Here is an 18,994-nt window from a genome sequence, read left to right on the forward strand (position 1 = left end):
TACCATAGTCCGTACGGGATTCGAACCCGTGTTACCGCCGTGAAAAGGCGGTGTCTTAACCCCTTGACCAACGGACCAGAGTTGTTTTCAACTCTTACTATTATACAGACTTTTTCTAACTTGTCAACAACTTTTTTTATCTTTTTTCAAATTAAGTAAAAAGAGCCAGAATTATACTGACTCTTCTATTGATTATTAAACTTAGAAGCACGTTCTTCTCCCCACCAATATGGGATTAGTTCTGCGATTTTCACCGTCTTTCTTGTATCGTAGTCCATCATGAATTCTGCGTCCTTATTTTCAGCGTTCAACTCTAAGAGGAACTCTCTGCAAGCGCCACAAGGCATACCCGAACTTCCACCATAAGGTGGTTTGTCTCGAAAGGCTAAGACTTTTTTAACCTTAGTTTGTCCCGAGAATTGATACATATTAAAGAGTGCCGCACGCTCTGCGCAGAGATGGAAAACACCACAGGTTCCCTCCATACAGAAACCTGTAAATATTTGTCCATCTTCTGCTTCTACTGCGGCTACGACATGGTTAGCATAAACAAAATCAGATACTTCATGTGGATTATATAATTTCTGTGCTTCTTCGTACATCTTTTCCCAGATGTCCATTATTACATCCTTCTTATTTAGAGATTTCTTTTAACATATTTTCGATATGCTGGATTGATTTTTTACGGCCTAACAAAAAGATCGTATCTGGCAATTCTGGACCATGCATTTCACCTGATACAGCAATACGAATCGGCATGAAAAGATTTTTCCCTTTAATACCTGTTTCTTTTTGGACAGCTTTGATTTGTGGGAAAATATTTTCTGTCACAAATTCTGCATCTGTCATCGCTTCAAGTTTTGCTTTAAAGGCTTCAAGAACTGTTGGGACTGTTTCACCCGCCATGACTTCACGCTCTGCTTCGGTCAATTCTGGGAAATCTGAGAAGAAGAGATCTGTCAATGGGATAATCTCATCTACTGATTTCATTTGTGGTTTATATAGCTCAACTAATTTTTCAGCCTTGTCAGTTAAACGGCCTGCTTCCTCTAAGAATGGTTTTGCCATTTCAAAGATAGTTTCTAGGTCTGCATTCTTGATATAATCATTGCTCATCCAGTCGAGTTTTTTCTGGTCAAAGGCTGCTGGAGACTTGCTCAGGCGGTTTTCATCGAAAAGTTTAATGAGTTCTTCACGAGAGAAGATTTCATCTTCGCCACCTGGGTTCCAACCAAGAAGAGCAATAAAGTTAAAGACTGCTTCTGGTAAATAACCTTTTTTACGGTAGTCTTCGATAAACTGAAGGGTGTTGGTGTCACGTTTAGACAATTTTTTCCCAGTTTCAGAGTTGATAATCAAGGTCATATGACCGAACTCTGGAGCTTCCCAACCAAGTGCTTCATAGACCATAAGCTGTTTTGGTGTATTAGCAATGTGGTCATCTCCACGGATTACGTGAGAAATTTGCATATCATGGTCATCGATGACAACGGCAAAGTTGTAAGTTGGGTAACCGTCTTTCTTTTGGATAACCCAGTCACCACCAATATTGCCACCTTCAAATTCGATATCACCTTTAACCATATCATGCCACTTGTAGATACCTGACTCATTGACCGCCAAACGAACTGTTGGAATGATACCAGCTGCTTCACGTTCTGCGATGTAAGCTGCTTTTTCTTCTTCACTCATACCAAGGTATTCGTTAATGTAGCGAGGTGTTTCACCAGCTGCTTCTTGGCGTTCGCGTTCAGTTGCCAACTCTTCTTCTGTAACGTAAGATTTGTAGGCTTTTCCTTCAACTAGCAATTGATCGATGAATTTTTGATACAAGTCCAAACGCTCAGACTGGCGGTAATTTTCATGTGTTTCTGGGCTTTCATCCCAATCCATACCTAACCAACGAAGGTTTTCAAGTTGTGAACGTTCACCATCTTCGACATGGCGTTTACGGTCAGTATCTTCGATACGGATAATAAAAGTTCCACCATGATGACGTGCGTAAAGGTAGTTGAACAATGCTGTACGGGCATTCCCGATGTGTAGTAGTCCTGTTGGACTTGGTGCGTAACGTACGCGGATATCTTTTGACATAGTTTCTCCTATAAAGTCTCTAGGCGTCTGCCTTTTTGCTCTCTATATTATATCACAAGTCTTGGCTGAGGCCAATTTCTATGGATAAAGAGAGTAAAAAGAGTGGACAAGCCACTCTTTTCTTCTATTATAGACGTGCGTTAAGTTCTTTGCTCAATTCTTCAAATCCTGGTTTTCCAAGAAGGGCAAACATGTTACGTTTGTAAGCTTCAACACCTGGTTGGTCAAATGGGTTGATAGCATTCAAGTAACCTGAAAGAGCGATAGCCAATTCGAAGAAGTAGATTGTGTAACCAAGAGTGAAAGCATCTTGCTCTGGAAGAGTCACGTACATGTTTGGTACATCACCGTCTGTGTGGGCAAGAAGAACACCGTCAGTTGCTTTTTTGTTTACAAAGTCAACGTCTTTTCCTTGAAGGTAACCAAGTCCATCAAGGTCTTCTTCCAAGCTAGGGATAATCACGTTTTTACGAGGTTTGTCAACACGGACAACTGTTTCAAACATGATACGAGTTCCTTCTTGGATAAATTGACCAAGTGAGTGCAAGTCAGTTGAGAAGTTGGCTGAAGTTGGGTAGATACCTTTTTGGTCTTTTCCTTCTGATTCACCAGCCAATTGTTTCCACCATTCTGAGAAGTATTGAAGTGATGGCTCGTAGTTTACCAAGATCTCAGTTGCATAGCCTTTACGGTAAAGGATGTTACGAACTGCTGCGTATTGGTAAGCTTCGTTTTCAGAGATTTTATCTGAAGTGTAGTCTTTGCGAGCTGCATTCGCACCTTCCATAAGGGCTTTGATGTCAGCTCCTGATGCTGCGATTGGAAGCAAACCAACGGCTGTCAATACTGAGAAGCGTCCACCGATATCATCTGGAACAACAAATGTTTCCCAACCGTTAGCATCTGCTTCAACCTTAACAGCGCCTTTTTGGCGGTCAGTTGTTGCATAGATACGTTTGTTTGCTTCTTCTTGACCGTATTTCTTAACCAAAAGTTCTTTGAAGACACGGAAAGCGATAGCTGGTTCAGTTGTTGTACCTGATTTAGAAATCACGTTTACCGAGAAGTCTTTGTCAGCTACGTACTCTACCAAGTCAGCAAGGTAAGTAGATGAGATTGAGTTTCCTGCGTAAAGGATTTGTGGAGCCTTGCGTTCTTCTTTTGTTTGCAAGTTTGCAAAGTGGTGGTTCAAGAAGTCGATTGCTGCTTTCGCACCAAGGTAAGATCCACCGATACCGATTACAACCAAAACATCGCTGTCTGATTTGATTTGCTCAGCAGCTTTCAAGATGCGGTCAAATTCTTCGCGGTCATAGTTTTCAGGAAGGTCCAACCATCCCAAGAAGTCGCTACCAGCACCAGTTCCTTTACGGATCAATTCATCTGCTGCTGTTACTTGTGATTGCATGTATTCCACTTCATGTGGTGCAACAAATTTGTCTAAAACTTTTGAATAATCAAATTTAATATGTGACATGTTATTCCTCCAATATTTCTTCTTTTCTATCATAACGCTTACCTTCGTTTTTTTCAAGTTTTTTGTCGAATTTCTCCAATTTTTATCAGAATTCAAACGTTTGCGTAAAAATCCCACATTCCAAAAATTTTGAAAAAATAAAAGAAAGAACGACTAGATGTTCCAGTCGTTACAGTTCATTCAATAAATACTCAAATAATTCTAAATTGCCATCTTCTTCATTAACCAGAAACTCTGGATGCCACTGCAAACCAATAATGCGGTGCTCATCGATAGACTCAATCGCTTCGATGGTCTGGTCTCTTGGGTCAATAGCAGTTACACGGAAATTAGGTGCCAAATCTTTAATACTCTGACGATGAACGGAATTAACTTGACTTTCTTTTCCAAATAACTTAGCCACCACACTTCCTTCTACTGTCTCAATAGAATGAGATGTCCCGAAAGGTAGTCCTTGCCAGTGGCCTTCGATTTCTTGATTGAGAGTTCCCCCAAAGGCAACATTGACAAGTTGGACACCGCGACAGATTGCCATGATTGGTTTATTCTGACGAAGCGCTTCTTTCAAGAGCGCCAATTCAAATTCGTCACGCACTAGGTTGTAATCATCACTCTCGATGGTCTTTTTCTCTCCATAAAACTGAGGATGGACATTTTGACCGCCTGTCAAGATAAGTTTGTCAATCATTTCTACATAATCGCGAACAACTGACTCATCACCAACAGGAATGACTAAAGGGAGACCACCGACTTGACGAATGCTCTCTGCGAATCTACAAGATACAGATGAATGAATGTTTTTGCCCTCTGCGTCTACGGGACATAGATTTGCAGCAACTCCTACAACCGTTCTAGCCATGATGCCTCTCCTTTCGAATGTTAACGATAGTCTTATCATATCACTCAAAATGACTTTCGTCTAATATGTTTTTTTTAAGGCTGTGATAAATATTTTTTATGGACAAGAAAAAGCTGCCCAAGGGGACAACTTTTTTCTTATTCAAAAACAAATTGATTGTGATAGAGTTCTGAATAGAAGCCACCCAGTTTCAAGAGTTCATGGTGGCTACCGCGTTCAATGACTTCTCCATCTTTAAGGACAATAATCTGGTCTGCATTGAGGATAGTCTTCAAACGATGGGCAATGACGAAACTAGTTCTGCCTGCTACAACCGCCTCCATGGCATGCTGAATCTTGCTTTCTGTCACAGTATCTACGTTCGAAGTGGCTTCATCGAGAATGAGAACCTCTGGATCTGTCATCAGGGTTCGAGCGATAGAAATCAATTGCTTTTGTCCTGTCGAGAAGATGCTCTGGTCATCATCTATAAGAGTATCGTACTTATCAGGCAAGCTTTCGATGTAGTCGTGAATATGGGTTGCCTTGGCTGCTGCCTCAACCATTTCTTGACTAGCATCTGGCACACCAAAACGGATATTGTCTCGAATCGTTCCGCTAAACAAGACCGAATCTTGCAAGACAATTCCCACCTTGCTTCTGAGACTATCTAAATCATAGTCACGGATGTCTTTACCGTCAAAATAAATCCCACCAGCATTAACATCATAAAAGCGATTGATGAGGTTCATAATAGTCGTTTTCCCTGACCCAGTCGGACCAACAACCGCTGTCATCTGGCCTTTAGGAGCAGAAATGCTGACATCTTTCAAAATGGGTTTATCAGGCAAGTATGAAAAATCAATATGACTAATTTCAACACCTTCTTGCAACTGAGTGAAGGTCGGAGCATTTTTAGGTCGAATTTCTTCCTCTGAATCAAACATTTCCTGAATCCGTTCAGCACCTGTAAAGGCTAACTGAAGGCTTCCCCAACTTGCCGCAACTTGAATAATAGGCTGGTAGTACTGCTGTGAAAATTGGGCAAACATAACAATCAAACCTAGGGCTGTACTTGTTTCAATAGACTTATCATTCAAAAGTACAGCTGAACCAGCAAAGATGACGATGGCTGTGTTGACCAGACTCATCCCATTCATGACAGGGAAAAGAATTCCTGAGAACATTCTTCCTTTAAAGGTTGCCTTGCGCACGCGCTCATTTTGTTCAAGAAATCCTGCCATCATATCCTCTTGAATACCTTGCACAATCACGGCTTTTTGACCTGAGATACTTTCATCCATATAGGCATTGAGCTTCCCTACCTCTTTCTGCTGGAGGTTGGTATATTTCCGTGCCATTTTCACGATAAAAATCAGCATGAGAAAGGCCACTGGTGTACTGGCAATAGTGATGAGGGCCAGCGTCACATTTCTCGAAAACATGACAAGAATCAGACCAATGTATAGAACGATGTTGCTCATGACCTGAATCAAGCTTTCGTTAAAAGCTTGGAGGATATTATCCAAATCACTGGTAAAACGAGACAGGATATCGCCATCTTGTCGGCGGTCAAAGAAAGAAACAGTCAACCGAGCAAGCTTGCCAAAGAGGCCTTTGCGCATCTCGTTGGTCGATTCTGCAATCACGCGCGTCATGAGACACATGTATATCACACTGGAGATAAATAGAACCAAAACTAGCAGACCAAGATTGACCATGATTCCTGATAGGCTTTGCCAAACAAGTTCTGGATTGCCATTTTGATAAGCTTGAACTAAATTAGCTAACTCTGTTACCGCTTGTCCAGAAAATACCGGAAAGAGAGCTTGGGCAAGAGTCGCCAGAACAATCATCAGGATAACAACTACAAATGATAGCTTATAGACTTTAAAATAATTCCAAAAAAATTGAACTGTCTTCATTTTACTCCTCCTTTCCTTTCTGTGTTTCGTAGATTTCACGGTAAACGGAATTGTTGGCAACCAAGTCTGCATGCGTACCTTGACCAATCAATCGTCCTTGATCCAGTACTAAGATCTTGTCTGCATGGACAACCGAGCTAATCTTTTGCGCGATGATAATGGTTGTTGTTCCCTTCAAGTCCTTATTCAAGGCTTCTTGCACTAGGCGCTCTGACTTGGCATCCAAGGCCGAGGTCGAATCGTCAAAAATCAGAATACGTGGATTGCTGACAATTCCACGCGCAATCGACATCCGTTGTTTTTGCCCACCAGAGAAGTTGGTTCCCCGTTCCTCAACTGGACTTTCAAAGGTTTTCTCCATACGATGAATGAATTCACTGGCTTGGGCAATATTGGCTGCGCGCTCCATTTCAAATAGAGTGGCATCTCCTTTGCCCTGTCTCAAGTTATCTGCAATCGTTCCACTAAAGAGAATGGCACGTTGGAGAACGATAGAGACAGTTTTACGTAGGGTTCCTTCACTCACTTCGCGAATATCCTTGCCTCCAATTTTGATAACCCCTGCCTGTGGGTCAAAGAGACGTGGAATCAATTGAGCTAAGGTTGACTTTCCTGCGCCAGTCGCTCCAACTACACCAACCATTTGACCAGGTTCGATAGTAAAGCTCACATCTTTCAGCATCGGTTCCTTGTCCATTGGATAGGTAAAGGTTACATTTTCAAAGCTAAGACTTCCGACCAACTCTTCATCTGGCACATCCTTGAAGGTCATGGCTGGCTCTGCGTCAAGAATTTCTCGAATACGACGCATAGAAATCATGGCGCGACTGACAGAATTTCCTAAAAATCCAACCATAACAATGGTAAAGATAATCTGGCTTAGGTAATTAACAAAGGAAGCAATAGAACCCACAACAGAAGGATCCGACTGAACCATCCCTGCAACTAGCCAAATAGAGAGGAATACCGCCCCATAGCCAACTAACATCATAAAGGGTTCCACCACTGAAAAGGCATAACCAATGTAAAGGTTTTGACCAAGAAGCTCGTCTGAGACCTCCGAAAACTTAGCAAACTGCTCTTTTTCTTGGACAAAGGACTTGACCACACGAACACCGCGCAGATTTTCCTTGGCAATAGCATTGATGCGCTCAAGAAGGGTTTGGAACTTAGCAAAACGCGGCCCCATCATCCCCATCATGACAGCAGTCAAACCAAAAATTAAGATCACCATGAGAACAATCACCCACCACAGAGATGGCAAAGTTTGAACCGCAAGGATAAAGGAACCTATGAACAAGAGGGGGAGTCTGAAAAGAATTTGGAAGGTCATCATGACCACGTTCTGAATCTGGTTGATATCGTTGGTCATTCGAACGACTAGATTTCCCGCATTAAATTGTTCAATATTAGCATAAGAAAAGGTTTGGATTTTACGGAAGGCATCCTCTCGAAGGTCAGATGAAACTCCTTGAGCAATATAGGCTGCAAGGACAACATTGAGCCCACCAGCAACCAGACCGACCAAGGCAACACCAATCAACCAAGCCCCGATACTATAAATGGCTTCATATTTCCCAGCAAGGAGGGCGTCTAACACTTCCTGCAGATAACGCGGTTGCAAAAGTGAACTAGCAACCATCAAGCCCGTCATCAGGAGCGAAGTCAAGGCCTGCCACTTGTAGGTTTTTATTTTCTGAATCAGCATACTTTCTCCTTAAAAAATAGACAAAAGGGAGCGACAATGCGTCAGCTCCTTTTCATTCTGTTCGTGTGATGTTATTCTAGCAAAAAAGTGAAGGATTGTCAAAGAAGTCTCCTTGATACAGCTAGAATGACTAGTAATTTTCTCTTTAAAGTTTCTGTTTTAACTCGACCAAGACATTCATAGCCTGCATAGGTGTCATATTGTAAATATCTAGTTTAGCTAATTCTGCTAGGATAGGATGCTCTTCAGGCTCGTCAAAGAGTGAAATCTGTTCAGTGGCAGCACTTGTTTGTCTCATAGGAACTGGACTTTCTGTCCCTTGATTCTCTAACTGAGTCAAAATCTTATCCGCCCTTGCTAAAAGGTCTGCTGGTAAGCCAGCAATCTTGGCAACATGGATACCGTAGGATTTATCAGCTGGACCTGGTTCAATCTTGTGAAGGAAGGTAACCTGCCCATCCTGCTCCAAAGTTGCCACGTGGACATTGACCAAATGTTGTAAACTAGACTCCAGACTAGTCAACTCATGGTAGTGGGTCGCAAAGAGGGTCTTGGCTCCTATGTGCTCATGGATGTATTCGATGATGGACTGAGCAAGAGCCATCCCGTCATAAGTTGCAGTTCCACGACCTAACTCATCAAAAAGAATCAAGGAATTTTTGGTCGCATGCGAAATGGCATTGTTAGCCTCCATCATCTCTACCATGAAGGTTGATTGACCTGAAACCAAGTCATCTGCTGCTCCGATACGGGTAAAAATCGCATCAAAAATCGGTAAATGGGCGCTTTCTGCTGGCACATAAGACCCCATCTGGGCCATAACCGCCGTCATGGCTAACTGACGCATATAGGTTGACTTTCCGCTCATGTTGGGCCCTGTAATCAGTTGAATACTGGTATCTTCTGCCATCTGAATCGTATTTGGAATATAGGTCTGAGCCCCCATAACCTTTTCAACGACAGCATGACGCCCTTTCTGGATATCAATTTGTGAATCGTCACCAAACTCAGGTCGAATCAAATGCTGGGTCTCAGCCACAACCGCCAGACTCTGTAAGACATCAACCGTCGCAATTCCTTGGGCTAGAGCTTGTAAACGTTGGATGTACTTGCTGACCTCTTCACGAATACGCATAAAAATTTCGTACTCTAGGTTAGCTGACTTCTCACGCGCCTCCAGCATATCTCCCTCGATACGGGCTAATTCTTCGGTTCCAAAACGTTCTGAGTTTTTCAGCGTCGCCTTGCGGAAAAAATGGGCTGGCACATTTCCCAGTTGAGAATTGGTCACATGGAAATAGTAGCCATCCTTTTTATTGTAGTCAATCTTAAGTGTGCTGATACCAGAGTTTTCTCGCTCCTTAGCCTCAATCTCAGCAATCCAACCAGTCCCTTCTCTGAGAACGCGACGGTACTTGTCTAAAGTCTCATCAAATCCAGTCCGAATAATGCCACCTTCCGTAATCACATGGGGAGCTTCAGGAGCAATCGCTGAGCTAATCAAACTCTCCAACTCTGGAATGGCATCTAGTTGTGTGATGAGATAGGCTAGAGCAGGTTGCTCCATCCCTTCTAAAATCGCACGAATCCGTGGCACACTAGACAAGGTGGTCGCCAACTGCAGGAGGTCTTTGGGATTGGTTTTGCCAAAAGAAACCCGACTAGCCAAACGTTCGATGTCATAAACACCCTTGAGACTGTCTGTCAAATCACTACGCTCAAAGAAATGGTCGTGAAAGACCTGCACCACTTCTTGTCGTTGAACGATTCGTTCCTTATCAATCAAAGGACGATGGATCCAAGACCGCAAGAGACGCATTCCCATAGCAGTTTTGGTTTCATCCAAAAGCCAGAAAAGACTGCCTTGTTTCTTACCCGAGCGAGCATTCTCAACCAAATCTAGACTAGCCTTGGTCGCATAATCCATCTGTAAGAAATCCTTGATTTCATAGCGTATAACAGGTTTGAGGTGGTTCAATTCTCTCATCTGAGTTCGATGAACATACTGGAGCAATTTACTAGATGCCGCTTGCTCCACAGATGCCAATCGTGAATCCAGTAAATGAAGGTCTTCAAAGCCTTCTTTTTCATAGGAAAGCACCAGATTCATCTGACGACTGAGAATTTGTTCCTCTTCCTCAGACAAGTCATAACCCAGCACCACTTCGCGCGCCTTGAGATTGCGGATTTCCCCACAAACCAGTGTGAAATCCAAAAGACCTGTCACATAAAAATCACCCGTCACTAGGTCCATATAAGCGAGGCCAAATTGACTGCCATCACGATCTATGGCAACCAAGAAATTGTTCTGACTGTCCTGCTTACTACTGTCGACCACTGTCCCTGGCGTAATGACCTGAACAACCTCTCGTTTAACAACCCCAACTGCTTGTTTAGGATCTTCCATCTGTTCAGCAATGGCTACCTTATAGCCTTGCTCAATCAAGACATCAATATACTGTTGGGCAGAATGATAGGGAACACCCGCCATAGGGATCGGATTGTCGGCATTCTTGTTGCGACTCGTTAAGGAAATTTCCAGAATCTGCGCAGCATTGACCGCATCCTCATAAAATAATTCATAAAAATCACCCATCCGAAAGAGCAAAAAAGCATCTGGATATTGCTTTTTAATATCCACATACTGTTGCATACCGGGTGATAGCTTTTCTGTCGCCATTTTCCGTCTCTCCTTGTCAAAAATAAGTCTTGAGAGCAACTCCCAAGACCTTACTTATCTTTCATCAAATCTAGCAAACGATCTTCCATGAGTTTGGCAACGTGCTGGTCTCGACAAATGACCAATAAGGTATTGGCACCAGCAACTGTTCCTAAAATCCATTCATCCTTGTTTGCATCTACAATATTTGCCAAAACAGAGGCTTCTCCCAATTTGGTATGAAGTACCAAGGTAAACTCTGCTCTTGCAACACCTTCTAAATGATGAGACAAAAATTCCACCAAATCAATCTTTTCTGTCTCATTTGCTAGTACATAATACACCATATCATTTTTCTTGACCTTGGTCAAGCCAATTTCACGCAAATCACGAGATAGAGTTGTCTGCGTCACAAAGACATTGTGTGCCTCCAACCGATCTTGAATTTCTTTTTGTGTACTTAACTTCTCCTCAGTAATCATTTTTTTTATTAACTGATGACGATCTCTTTTTCTCATAAAATCCTCTTATATGCATATTTATAACTATTTTTATAACTATATTATACCAAAAAAATAGGAGATTTCAAAAATTTTTTCTTCTTTCTTTAAAATTGTGATAAAATAGTAGAAAAGTCCAAAAAGGAGCTCTTAATGAATACAAAAGAATTGATTGCTAGCGAATTGGCTAGCATCATTGATAGCCTGGACCAAGAGGCTATTTTAAATTTACTGGAAACCCCTAAAAACTCAGAAATGGGAGACATTGCTTTCCCTGCTTTTTCACTTGCAAAAGTCGAACGTAAAGCACCTCAAATGATCGCGACTGAACTGGCTGAAAAAATTAACAGCCAAGCCTTTGAAAAGGTTGTCGCAACAGGACCTTACGTCAACTTTTTCCTTGATAAATCTGCTATTTCTGCTCAAGTGTTGCAAGCGGTTATCACTGAAAAAGAACACTATGCTGATCAACATATTGGCAAACAAGAAAATGTTGTTATCGATATGTCTAGTCCCAATATCGCTAAACCATTTTCTATTGGTCACCTACGCTCAACTGTTATCGGAGATAGCTTGTCACATATTTTCCAAAAAATCGGTTATCAAACGGTCAAGGTCAACCATTTGGGAGACTGGGGTAAACAGTTTGGGATGCTGATTGTTGCCTACAAAAAATGGGGTGACGAAGAAGCTGTAAAAGCTCATCCAATTGATGAACTTCTTAAACTCTACGTTCGTATCAATGCTGAAGCTGAAAATGACCCTAGCTTGGATGAAGAAGCGCGCGAATGGTTCCGTAAACTTGAAAATGGAGACGAGGAAGCTCTCGCACTTTGGCAATGGTTCCGTGATGAAAGTTTAGTGGAATTTAACCGCCTTTACAATGAACTGAAGGTTGAATTTGACAGCTACAACGGAGAGGCTTTCTACAACGATAAGATGGATGCAGTTGTAGACATTCTTTCTGAAAAAGGTCTTCTTGTTGAATCAGAAGGTGCCCAAGTTGTCAATCTTGAGAAATATGGAATTGAACATCCAGCCCTCATCAAGAAATCTGATGGTGCAACTCTCTACATCACACGTGACTTGGCTGCAGCCCTTTACCGTAAAAACGAATACCAATTTGCTAAGTCTATCTACGTTGTTGGTCAAGAACAATCTGCCCACTTTAAACAGCTCAAAGCTGTCTTGAAAGAAATGGGCTACGATTGGAGTGAAGACATTACTCACGTTCCTTTTGGTTTGGTTACAAAAGAAGGGAAAAAACTCTCTACTCGTAAAGGGAATGTCATCTTACTAGAGCCTACTGTTGCAGAGGCTATTAGCCGTGCCAAGGCCCAAATCGAGGCTAAAAATCCTGAACTAGAAAACAAAGACCAGGTAGCACATGCTGTTGGGGTTGGAGCCATTAAATTCTATGACCTCAAAACTGACCGTACAAACGGATATGACTTTGACCTAGAGGCTATGGTATCTTTCGAGGGTGAAACTGGACCTTATGTTCAATACGCCTACGCTCGTATCCAATCGATCTTACGTAAAGCGGATTTCAAACCAGAAACAGCTGGCAACTATAGCTTGAATGACGCTGAAAGTTGGGAAATCATCAAACTCATCCAAGACTTCCCACGTATTATCAACCGTGCGGCGGATAACTTTGAACCTTCTATCATTGCTAAATTTGCAATTAGCCTAGCTCAAGCCTTCAACAAATACTATGCACATACACGTATCTTGGATGAAAGTCCAGAACGCGACAGCCGTCTAGCCCTCAGCTACGCAACCGCAGTCGTTCTCAAAGAAGCCCTTCGCTTGCTTGGAGTAGAAGCGCCAGAGAAGATGTAAATCGCCAAAGTTACTTGATTGCAAAGCAATCTAAGTAACTAACGCCAAATCCTGTCAGGAATTTGGCTAGGCACTTCATTAGTAAAGAAACATAAATATTATCGATTTATGTTTCTTTACGTCGTAACCAGAGACACTTGCCTAAACGCCTCACTAAATTGGTCAACCAAATCTATTAATTGGCTTAGTGGCTGGTGGCAATCTTCAAGTCACTAGAATGCAAGGCAATCTAAGCAACGAATGTCAAACCCTATCAGGGATTTGGTTAGGCGCTTCACTAATTCAATCTACTCACTACTACTTCTTTATCATACAGGGAGATATTCTATGAGCCAATATGCTTATATCCTCGTTGTAATTAGCTTGGTGTTCCTTTTTCTGCTCAATAAGTACGAGAAGGAGAGACTTCAAAGGCTCTACCAAGAACAACTTTTAAAGGATGAAACATTTAGGAGTGATATCAAAGAGAAAATTCACACGACTGAAAATATCAATGATGTCATTGCTTACATCAATAAAACTTATCATCTGGGAATGTTGCTATCAAAAGACATTACAGATCAATTGAAATAAACCGAGCTATTCTTTTAAGGAATATAAAAACCGAGACTGAGAGTTTGTCCCTTCGTCTCGGTTTTTGTGTATTTTTCAAGTAACAAAGCCACCACTCCCCAGTAATGCAAGTGCAAAATCCTCTAGAATATGATAGAATAATGAAAAGGACTCTATTAAGGAGGAAAACATGGAAAAACAAACCGTCGCCGTCTTGGGGCCTGGTTCTTGGGGAACTGCCCTTTCACAAGTCTTAAATGACAATGGACACGAGGTACGTATTTGGGGAAATCTTCCCGAGCAAATCAATGAAATTAATACCTATCATACTAACAAGCACTACTTTAAAGATGTCGTTCTAGATGAAAATATCATTGCCTACACTGACTTAGCAGAGGCATTAAAAGATGTAGATGCGATTTTGTTTGTTGTCCCAACAAAAGTGACACGAATTGTTGCCCAACAAGTTGCAAAAACCTTAGACCATAAGGCTATCATCATGCACGCATCAAAGGGATTAGAGCCTGATAGCCATAAACGATTATCAACCATCCTTGAAGAAGAAATTCCTGAACATCTCCGAAGTGATATTGTCGTTGTTTCAGGACCTAGTCATGCGGAAGAAACCATTGTACGTGACCTGACTTTAATCACTGCTGCTTCTAAAGATTTACAAACAGCTCAATACGTTCAGGAGCTATTTAGTAATCACTACTTCCGACTTTATACCAATACGGATGTTATCGGGGTCGAAACCGCTGGTGCTCTTAAAAACATTATCGCTGTCGGTGCTGGAGCCTTACATGGTTTAGGATTTGGTGACAATGCCAAGGCAGCCATCATCGCTCGAGGCTTGGCAGAAATTACCCGCTTAGGAGTAGCACTCGGTGCCAGTCCATTGACCTATAGTGGCTTGTCTGGTGTAGGAGACTTGATCGTAACAGGAACCTCCATCCACTCTCGTAACTGGAGAGCCGGAGATGCTCTTGGTCGTGGAGAATCTCTAGCTGATATCGAAGCCAATATGGGCATGGTGATTGAAGGAATTTCAACGACTCGAGCAGCCTATGAACTAGCGCAAGAACTTGGAGTCTATATGCCCATTACACAGGCCATTTACCAAGTTATCTACCACGGAACCAATATCAAAGATGCTATTTATGACATCATGAACAATGAATTTAAAGCAGAAAATGAGTGGTCTTAACCCTCTAAAGAAAGGATTTTTATGACATCAAAAGTTAGAAAGGCAGTCATCCCTGCCGCTGGACTCGGGACTCGATTTTTACCAGCAACCAAAGCACTTGCTAAAGAAATGTTGCCAATTGTGGACAAACCAACTATCCAATTTATCGTCGAAGAAGCTCTTAAATCAGGTATTGAAGATATTCTGGTTGTCACTGGTAAATCAAAACGTTCTATTGAAGACCACTTTGACTCAAACTTTGAGCTTGAGTACAACCTCAAAGAAAAAGGCAAACATGACTTGCTAAAATTGGTAGACGAAACAACTGGCATTCGCCTTCACTTTATCCGTCAAAGCCATCCTCGTGGTCTGGGAGATGCGGTCTTACAAGCCAAAGCTTTTGTAGGGAATGAGCCCTTCGTTGTCATGCTGGGTGACGACCTAATGGATATCACAGATGACAACGCTATACCTTTGACAAAACAATTGATGAACGATTACGAGACGACTCACGCATCAACAATTGCTGTTATGCCTGTCCCTCATGAAGACGTTTCAGCATATGGAGTTATAGCTCCTCAGGGTGAAGGGATTAATGGTCTCTACAGTGTCGAAACTTTCGTTGAAAAACCGGCTCCAGAAGATGCTCCAAGTGATTTGGCAATTATCGGACGCTATCTGCTCACACCAGAAATTTTTGAAATCCTCGAAAATCAAGCTCCTGGTGCTGGAAATGAAATCCAACTTACCGACGCTATTGATACACTTAATAAAACACAACGTGTTTTCGCTCGCGAATTTACAGGAGCTCGTTACGACGTTGGGGATAAGTTTGGCTTTATGAAAACATCTATTGACTATGCCCTCAAACACCCACAAGTCAAAGATGACTTGAAAGATTACATCATCCAACTGGGAAAAGAATTGGCTGAGAAGGAATAACATAAAAAGATAAGGTTTAAAAATGCCTTATCTTTTTTATTACATAACTATTCTTATAAACCTTCACAACCCCATTCCCTTGTAGAGAAGTAAGACTGCGAGTCCTACAAATAACACTAACGCTACCAGTCTCTGACTAGCGCTATACATCCGTCTTTCTCCTCGAACTGGAAAGATAACTGCTAGAAATGCTCCACCGACTGCACCTCCGATATGGCCTGCTAGGCTGATTCCTGGAATCAGAACACTTCCAATAATGTTAACCACAAAAAGTGTCAGATAGGATTGCCCCAACTGCTGGATATAAGGATTACGCGTTGCATAGCGAAGAACAATAATCGCAGCAAATAGCCCATAGAGAGAAGTCGAGGCTCCTGCTGCTAAGGATTTGGGACTAAATACAAAAACAAAGAGATTGCCCATCATTCCTGATAAAAGATAGAGAAAGAAAAACTTCTTGGATCCGAAAATTTCCTCTACTTGCCTACCAAGATAATAAAGCGAAAGCATATTAACAATGAAATGCTCCCAACCAATATGAACAAAAATGGCAGAAAAGAGACGCCAAATCTGCTCGGGAAAGAGCCGAATAGCTGGCCCATACATAGCTCCAAATTGAAATAAGGTATCCGCCCTGTCAAAGTTTCCGCCTGCAGTGACCAACATTAGTAAAAATACCAAGGCCGTCACTAAGAGGAAAAAACTCGTCACAGGATAACTTCTGTCAAAGATTTCCTTCATCAATTAATACCTCCTGAACAGGAATATCATGGTTTTCAGGGATAAAGTCCTGAATTTGACAAGGATAGATCGTACTCAAAGTATGACCAGAAAAATGTTCCAGATAGCGGTCATAATATCCTCCACCGTATCCTATCCGATATCCTTTCGTCGTAAAAGCCAGACCAGGAACATGAATCAAATCAATCTTTGAAACATCCACAACTTCCAAATTTCCCTGTGGCTCCAGTAATCCAAAGGAAGTTTTTACCAACTGTTGCGGATCATAGACCACAAACTCCATTCGCCCCTTGGGATAGGTTTTAGGTATCAGAACCTTCTTGCCATCCTTCAGCGCCTGGTCAATCAGTTCCTGAGTTTGAAACTCATGAGGAAAAGAGAGATAGGTTGCGATGACCTTGGCTTCTTGGTAAGAGGGGTGTTTCAAAAATTGATCCGTTAAAGCTAGATCCATAGTAACTTTTTGAGTTCGAGGGATAGCCTTCATTTCGTGCAAGACTTGCTTGCGTAATTCCGATTTCATAGACAAAACCTCTACTCTGCTGCCTTCTTTTTCAGGAAACTAGAGACCGCATCCACCCCAATAGCTAAAGCCTCTTCCTTGGGACTCATTTGAGGGTGATGAAGAGCGTAGGGACTATCGATACCTAGCCAAAACATAACACCATCAACCTTTGAAAGGAGATAACCAAAGTCCTCACCAGTCATAGCAGGTTCGATATCAATCAACTCGATTCCGTCTTTTTCTTCAAAGAAATTCATCAGTTCACGCGCCAAGGCTGGATTGTTCTCAACAGGCAAGTAGCCCCCTTGTTTGAGTTCTACTTCGGCTTCCATATCAAAGGCAGCTGCAACCCCTTCTGCAACTGTTTTGACCCGCTTTTGCACCAAGAGACTCATGTTTTGTGTCAATGCCCGAATAGTTCCATGTAAAAAGGCTGTGTCTGTTATAACATTGTTGGTTGTTCCAGCTTGGAAAAGACCAAAGGTCACCACCGCTCCCTCGATTGGGTTGACATTGCGGCTGACAACTGACTGCACCTGGGTCACAAAGTAACTCGCAGCCACCAAGGCATCATTAGCTTCATGTGGAAAGGCTGCGTGGCCACCTTTGCCTTTGAAACGGATTTTCACCTCACAAGTTCCTGCAAAGAGAGTGTGTGTATTGGTCGCAATCTGGCCTACTTTCAAATCTGGTCGAACATGGAGGCCATAAAATTGATCTGGTAACCAATCTCCAAAAGCGCCATCCTCATACATGAGCATGCCACCAGCTTCATTTTCTTCAGCAGGCTGAAACAGAAAGAGCAGATTGTTCTTTGGTTGCTCCTCAAGGGCTCGCTCAAGACAGCCCAAAGCAATAGTCATGTGGAAATCATGGCCACAAGCATGCATACGACCTTGGTGCTGAGAGACGAAAGGAAGGCCTGTTTGCTCGATGATCGGCAGACCATCAATATCTGTTCTCCAACCAATAGTCCGCTCTGGCTGACTTCCCTGCAAGTAAACCAAAATACCTGTCCGCCAAGTTCGAACTTGGACAAAATTCTTGCCCGCAGTCAATTTCTCAATCACATCCAGCAAATAAGCCTGAGTCTTGAACTCCTCCAAGCCAATCTCTGGAATCTGGTGCAAATCTCGTCTAGTCTGAATCAAATCTAACATCTATCTATCCTCCTATATAGCAGAAAGAGGCTGGAAGAAGGGTTCCGCCTCTTTATTACTTTTACAATTATAAGGTACGAAGCGCATCCTCTAGCGCTGTTTTTTGTTGGGTTTGGGCATCAATCTCTTTGATAATGCGAGCTGGAACACCTGCTACCACCACGTTTTCTGGGACATCTTGGGTAACAATAGCTCCTGCTGCAACAACTGAACCACTACCGATTTGGACCCCTTCGATAACTACTGCATTGGCACCGATGAGAACATTGTCTCCAACACGGACTGGTTCTGCGCTAGCTGGCTCAATCACACCTGCAAGAACCGCACCTGCACCAACGTGACTGTTTTTCCCAACGATAGCACGGCCACCAAGGATGGCACCCATGTCAATCATAGTTCCTGCACCAATTTCAGCACCGATATTGATAACAGCCCCCATCATGATAACAGCATTGTCTCCAATTTCAACTTGGTCACGGATAATAGCACCTGGCTCGATACGAGCGTTGATAGCACGTTTGTCTAGCAAGGGAACTGCAGAATTGCGAGCATCTTGCTCAACAACATAGTCTTGATTTTCTACCAAACCATCGAGAAGCGGAGCCACGTCCTTCCAGTCTCCGAATAGAACATTTCCTAGTTTGACAACAGAGCTAGGTACAGCAGTTGCGAGTTGTCCCTCAAATGTTACTTTCACACTGGTTTTCTTTTCAGCATTGGCGATAAATTGGATAATTTCTTGAGCGTTCATTTTTGTAGCAGTCATAGGCGCCTCCTAGTTCATTTTAATGATACCTATTCTACCAAAAAAGGCCTCAAATTTGAAGCCTTTTTGTTTGTTTTTAGGTATGATTTTTAGGGA

At 42.4% G+C, this 18,994-nt stretch carries 16 protein-coding genes and 1 tRNA gene; 4 read left to right on the plus strand and 13 right to left on the minus strand.

All coding sequences use genetic code 11. The annotated features are described in order from the left end of the window. Positions 1–5: 5 nt before the first annotated feature. From M1G12_RS08745 to argR, 9 genes are all read right to left on the minus strand, one after another. Positions 6–77 (minus strand) — tRNA-Glu (locus M1G12_RS08745). 108 nt (positions 78–185) lie between these two features. Beyond that, positions 186–620: a cytidine deaminase family protein gene (locus M1G12_RS08750; protein WP_049515878.1), complete on the minus strand. Its 435-nt coding sequence runs from the start codon at positions 618–620 to the stop codon at positions 186–188. A gap of 13 nt (positions 621–633) precedes the next feature. Beyond that, complete coding sequence (gene gltX / locus M1G12_RS08755; RefSeq protein WP_024056875.1) at positions 634–2,094, minus strand: glutamate--tRNA ligase; 1,461 nt, start codon at positions 2,092–2,094, stop codon at positions 634–636. 127 nt (positions 2,095–2,221) lie between these two features. Beyond that, positions 2,222–3,571 (minus strand): glucose-6-phosphate isomerase, encoded by a 1,350-nt coding sequence (locus M1G12_RS08760; protein WP_000018268.1) that lies wholly within the window; start codon positions 3,569–3,571, stop codon positions 2,222–2,224. Between the two features lie 169 nt (positions 3,572–3,740). Next, a complete protein-coding gene (locus M1G12_RS08765; RefSeq protein ID WP_000124770.1) occupies positions 3,741–4,430 on the minus strand; it encodes a gamma-glutamyl-gamma-aminobutyrate hydrolase family protein in 690 nt (229 codons plus the stop codon). A gap of 137 nt (positions 4,431–4,567) precedes the next feature. Further along, entirely contained in the window at positions 4,568–6,334 is a 1,767-nt protein-coding gene (patB, locus tag M1G12_RS08770) for an ABC transporter ATP-binding protein (RefSeq protein ID WP_247949761.1), read from the minus strand. 1 nt (position 6,335) lies between these two features. Next, positions 6,336–8,042 (minus strand): ABC transporter ATP-binding protein, encoded by a 1,707-nt coding sequence (gene patA, locus M1G12_RS08775; protein WP_247949762.1) that lies wholly within the window; start codon positions 8,040–8,042, stop codon positions 6,336–6,338. A 145-nt stretch (positions 8,043–8,187) separates the two neighbouring features. After that, a complete protein-coding gene (gene mutS, locus M1G12_RS08780; protein ID WP_247949763.1) occupies positions 8,188–10,722 on the minus strand; it encodes a DNA mismatch repair protein MutS in 2,535 nt (844 codons plus the stop codon). Positions 10,723–10,772: 50 nt separating this feature from the next. Beyond that, positions 10,773–11,219 (minus strand): arginine repressor, encoded by a 447-nt coding sequence (gene argR / locus M1G12_RS08785; RefSeq protein ID WP_001231476.1) that lies wholly within the window; start codon positions 11,217–11,219, stop codon positions 10,773–10,775. A gap of 135 nt (positions 11,220–11,354) precedes the next feature. On the opposite strand from argR, the gene argS reads away from it, so the two are divergent. From argS to galU, 4 genes are all read left to right on the plus strand, one after another. Beyond that, positions 11,355–13,046 carry an arginine--tRNA ligase gene (gene argS, locus M1G12_RS08790; RefSeq protein WP_049547230.1) on the plus strand — a complete coding sequence of 564 codons (1,692 nt, stop codon included), beginning with the start codon at positions 11,355–11,357 and terminating at the stop codon, positions 13,044–13,046. 327 nt (positions 13,047–13,373) lie between these two features. After that, the gene (locus M1G12_RS08795) at positions 13,374–13,619 is read left to right on the plus strand and encodes a hypothetical protein (protein ID WP_020903404.1); all 246 of its coding nucleotides are present in this window, start codon (positions 13,374–13,376) and stop codon (positions 13,617–13,619) included. Between the two features lie 169 nt (positions 13,620–13,788). After that, positions 13,789–14,805: an NAD(P)H-dependent glycerol-3-phosphate dehydrogenase gene (locus M1G12_RS08800; RefSeq protein ID WP_247949764.1), complete on the plus strand. Its 1,017-nt coding sequence runs from the start codon at positions 13,789–13,791 to the stop codon at positions 14,803–14,805. A gap of 21 nt (positions 14,806–14,826) precedes the next feature. Beyond that, positions 14,827–15,726 (plus strand): UTP--glucose-1-phosphate uridylyltransferase GalU, encoded by a 900-nt coding sequence (galU, locus tag M1G12_RS08805; protein WP_247949765.1) that lies wholly within the window; start codon positions 14,827–14,829, stop codon positions 15,724–15,726. A gap of 63 nt (positions 15,727–15,789) precedes the next feature. Here galU and M1G12_RS08810 read toward each other — a convergent pair whose 3' ends face one another. The 4 genes from M1G12_RS08810 to dapD form a co-directional block, all read right to left on the minus strand. Continuing rightward, the gene (locus tag M1G12_RS08810; RefSeq protein ID WP_084954108.1) at positions 15,790–16,467 is read right to left on the minus strand and encodes a rhomboid family intramembrane serine protease; all 678 of its coding nucleotides are present in this window, start codon (positions 16,465–16,467) and stop codon (positions 15,790–15,792) included. Continuing rightward, positions 16,451–16,990: a 5-formyltetrahydrofolate cyclo-ligase gene (locus tag M1G12_RS08815; protein WP_084954110.1), complete on the minus strand. Its 540-nt coding sequence runs from the start codon at positions 16,988–16,990 to the stop codon at positions 16,451–16,453. Before M1G12_RS08815 ends, M1G12_RS08810 begins: the two co-directional genes overlap by 17 nt. 11 nt (positions 16,991–17,001) lie before the next feature. Further along, positions 17,002–18,132 carry an N-acetyldiaminopimelate deacetylase gene (locus M1G12_RS08820; protein WP_247949766.1) on the minus strand — a complete coding sequence of 377 codons (1,131 nt, stop codon included), beginning with the start codon at positions 18,130–18,132 and terminating at the stop codon, positions 17,002–17,004. 67 nt (positions 18,133–18,199) lie between these two features. Beyond that, on the minus strand, positions 18,200–18,898 hold the full coding sequence (gene dapD / locus M1G12_RS08825; protein ID WP_000127460.1) for a 2,3,4,5-tetrahydropyridine-2,6-dicarboxylate N-acetyltransferase: 699 nt from the start codon (positions 18,896–18,898) through the stop codon (positions 18,200–18,202). Positions 18,899–18,994 lie beyond the last annotated feature (96 nt).

It is taken from the genome of Streptococcus mitis, from assembly GCF_023110375.1.
GTDB lineage: Bacteria > Bacillota > Bacilli > Lactobacillales > Streptococcaceae > Streptococcus > Streptococcus mitis_CI.

Excerpts from the sequence above, each read along its gene's own strand:
- M1G12_RS08820 (WP_247949766.1), bottom strand. The coding sequence starts at position 18,132 with ATGTTAGATTTGATTCAGACTAGACGAGATTTGCACCAGATTCCAGAG.
- mutS (WP_247949763.1), bottom strand. The coding sequence starts at position 10,722 with ATGGCGACAGAAAAGCTATCACCCGGTATGCAACAGTATGTGGATATT.
- argS (WP_049547230.1), top strand. The coding sequence starts at position 11,355 with ATGAATACAAAAGAATTGATTGCTAGCGAATTGGCTAGCATCATTGAT.
- galU (WP_247949765.1), top strand. The coding sequence starts at position 14,827 with ATGACATCAAAAGTTAGAAAGGCAGTCATCCCTGCCGCTGGACTCGGG.
- M1G12_RS08750 (WP_049515878.1), bottom strand. The coding sequence starts at position 620 with ATGGACATCTGGGAAAAGATGTACGAAGAAGCACAGAAATTATATAAT.
- patA (WP_247949762.1), bottom strand. The coding sequence starts at position 8,042 with ATGCTGATTCAGAAAATAAAAACCTACAAGTGGCAGGCCTTGACTTCG.
- argR (WP_001231476.1), bottom strand. The coding sequence starts at position 11,219 with ATGAGAAAAAGAGATCGTCATCAGTTAATAAAAAAAATGATTACTGAG.
- dapD (WP_000127460.1), bottom strand. The coding sequence starts at position 18,898 with ATGACTGCTACAAAAATGAACGCTCAAGAAATTATCCAATTTATCGCC.
- M1G12_RS08815 (WP_084954110.1), bottom strand. The coding sequence starts at position 16,990 with ATGAAATCGGAATTACGCAAGCAAGTCTTGCACGAAATGAAGGCTATC.
- M1G12_RS08765 (WP_000124770.1), bottom strand. The coding sequence starts at position 4,430 with ATGGCTAGAACGGTTGTAGGAGTTGCTGCAAATCTATGTCCCGTAGAC.
- M1G12_RS08760 (WP_000018268.1), bottom strand. The coding sequence starts at position 3,571 with ATGTCACATATTAAATTTGATTATTCAAAAGTTTTAGACAAATTTGTT.
- gltX (WP_024056875.1), bottom strand. The coding sequence starts at position 2,094 with ATGTCAAAAGATATCCGCGTACGTTACGCACCAAGTCCAACAGGACTA.
- M1G12_RS08795 (WP_020903404.1), top strand. The coding sequence starts at position 13,374 with ATGAGCCAATATGCTTATATCCTCGTTGTAATTAGCTTGGTGTTCCTT.
- M1G12_RS08800 (WP_247949764.1), top strand. The coding sequence starts at position 13,789 with ATGGAAAAACAAACCGTCGCCGTCTTGGGGCCTGGTTCTTGGGGAACT.
- patB (WP_247949761.1), bottom strand. The coding sequence starts at position 6,334 with ATGAAGACAGTTCAATTTTTTTGGAATTATTTTAAAGTCTATAAGCTA.
- M1G12_RS08810 (WP_084954108.1), bottom strand. The coding sequence starts at position 16,467 with ATGAAGGAAATCTTTGACAGAAGTTATCCTGTGACGAGTTTTTTCCTC.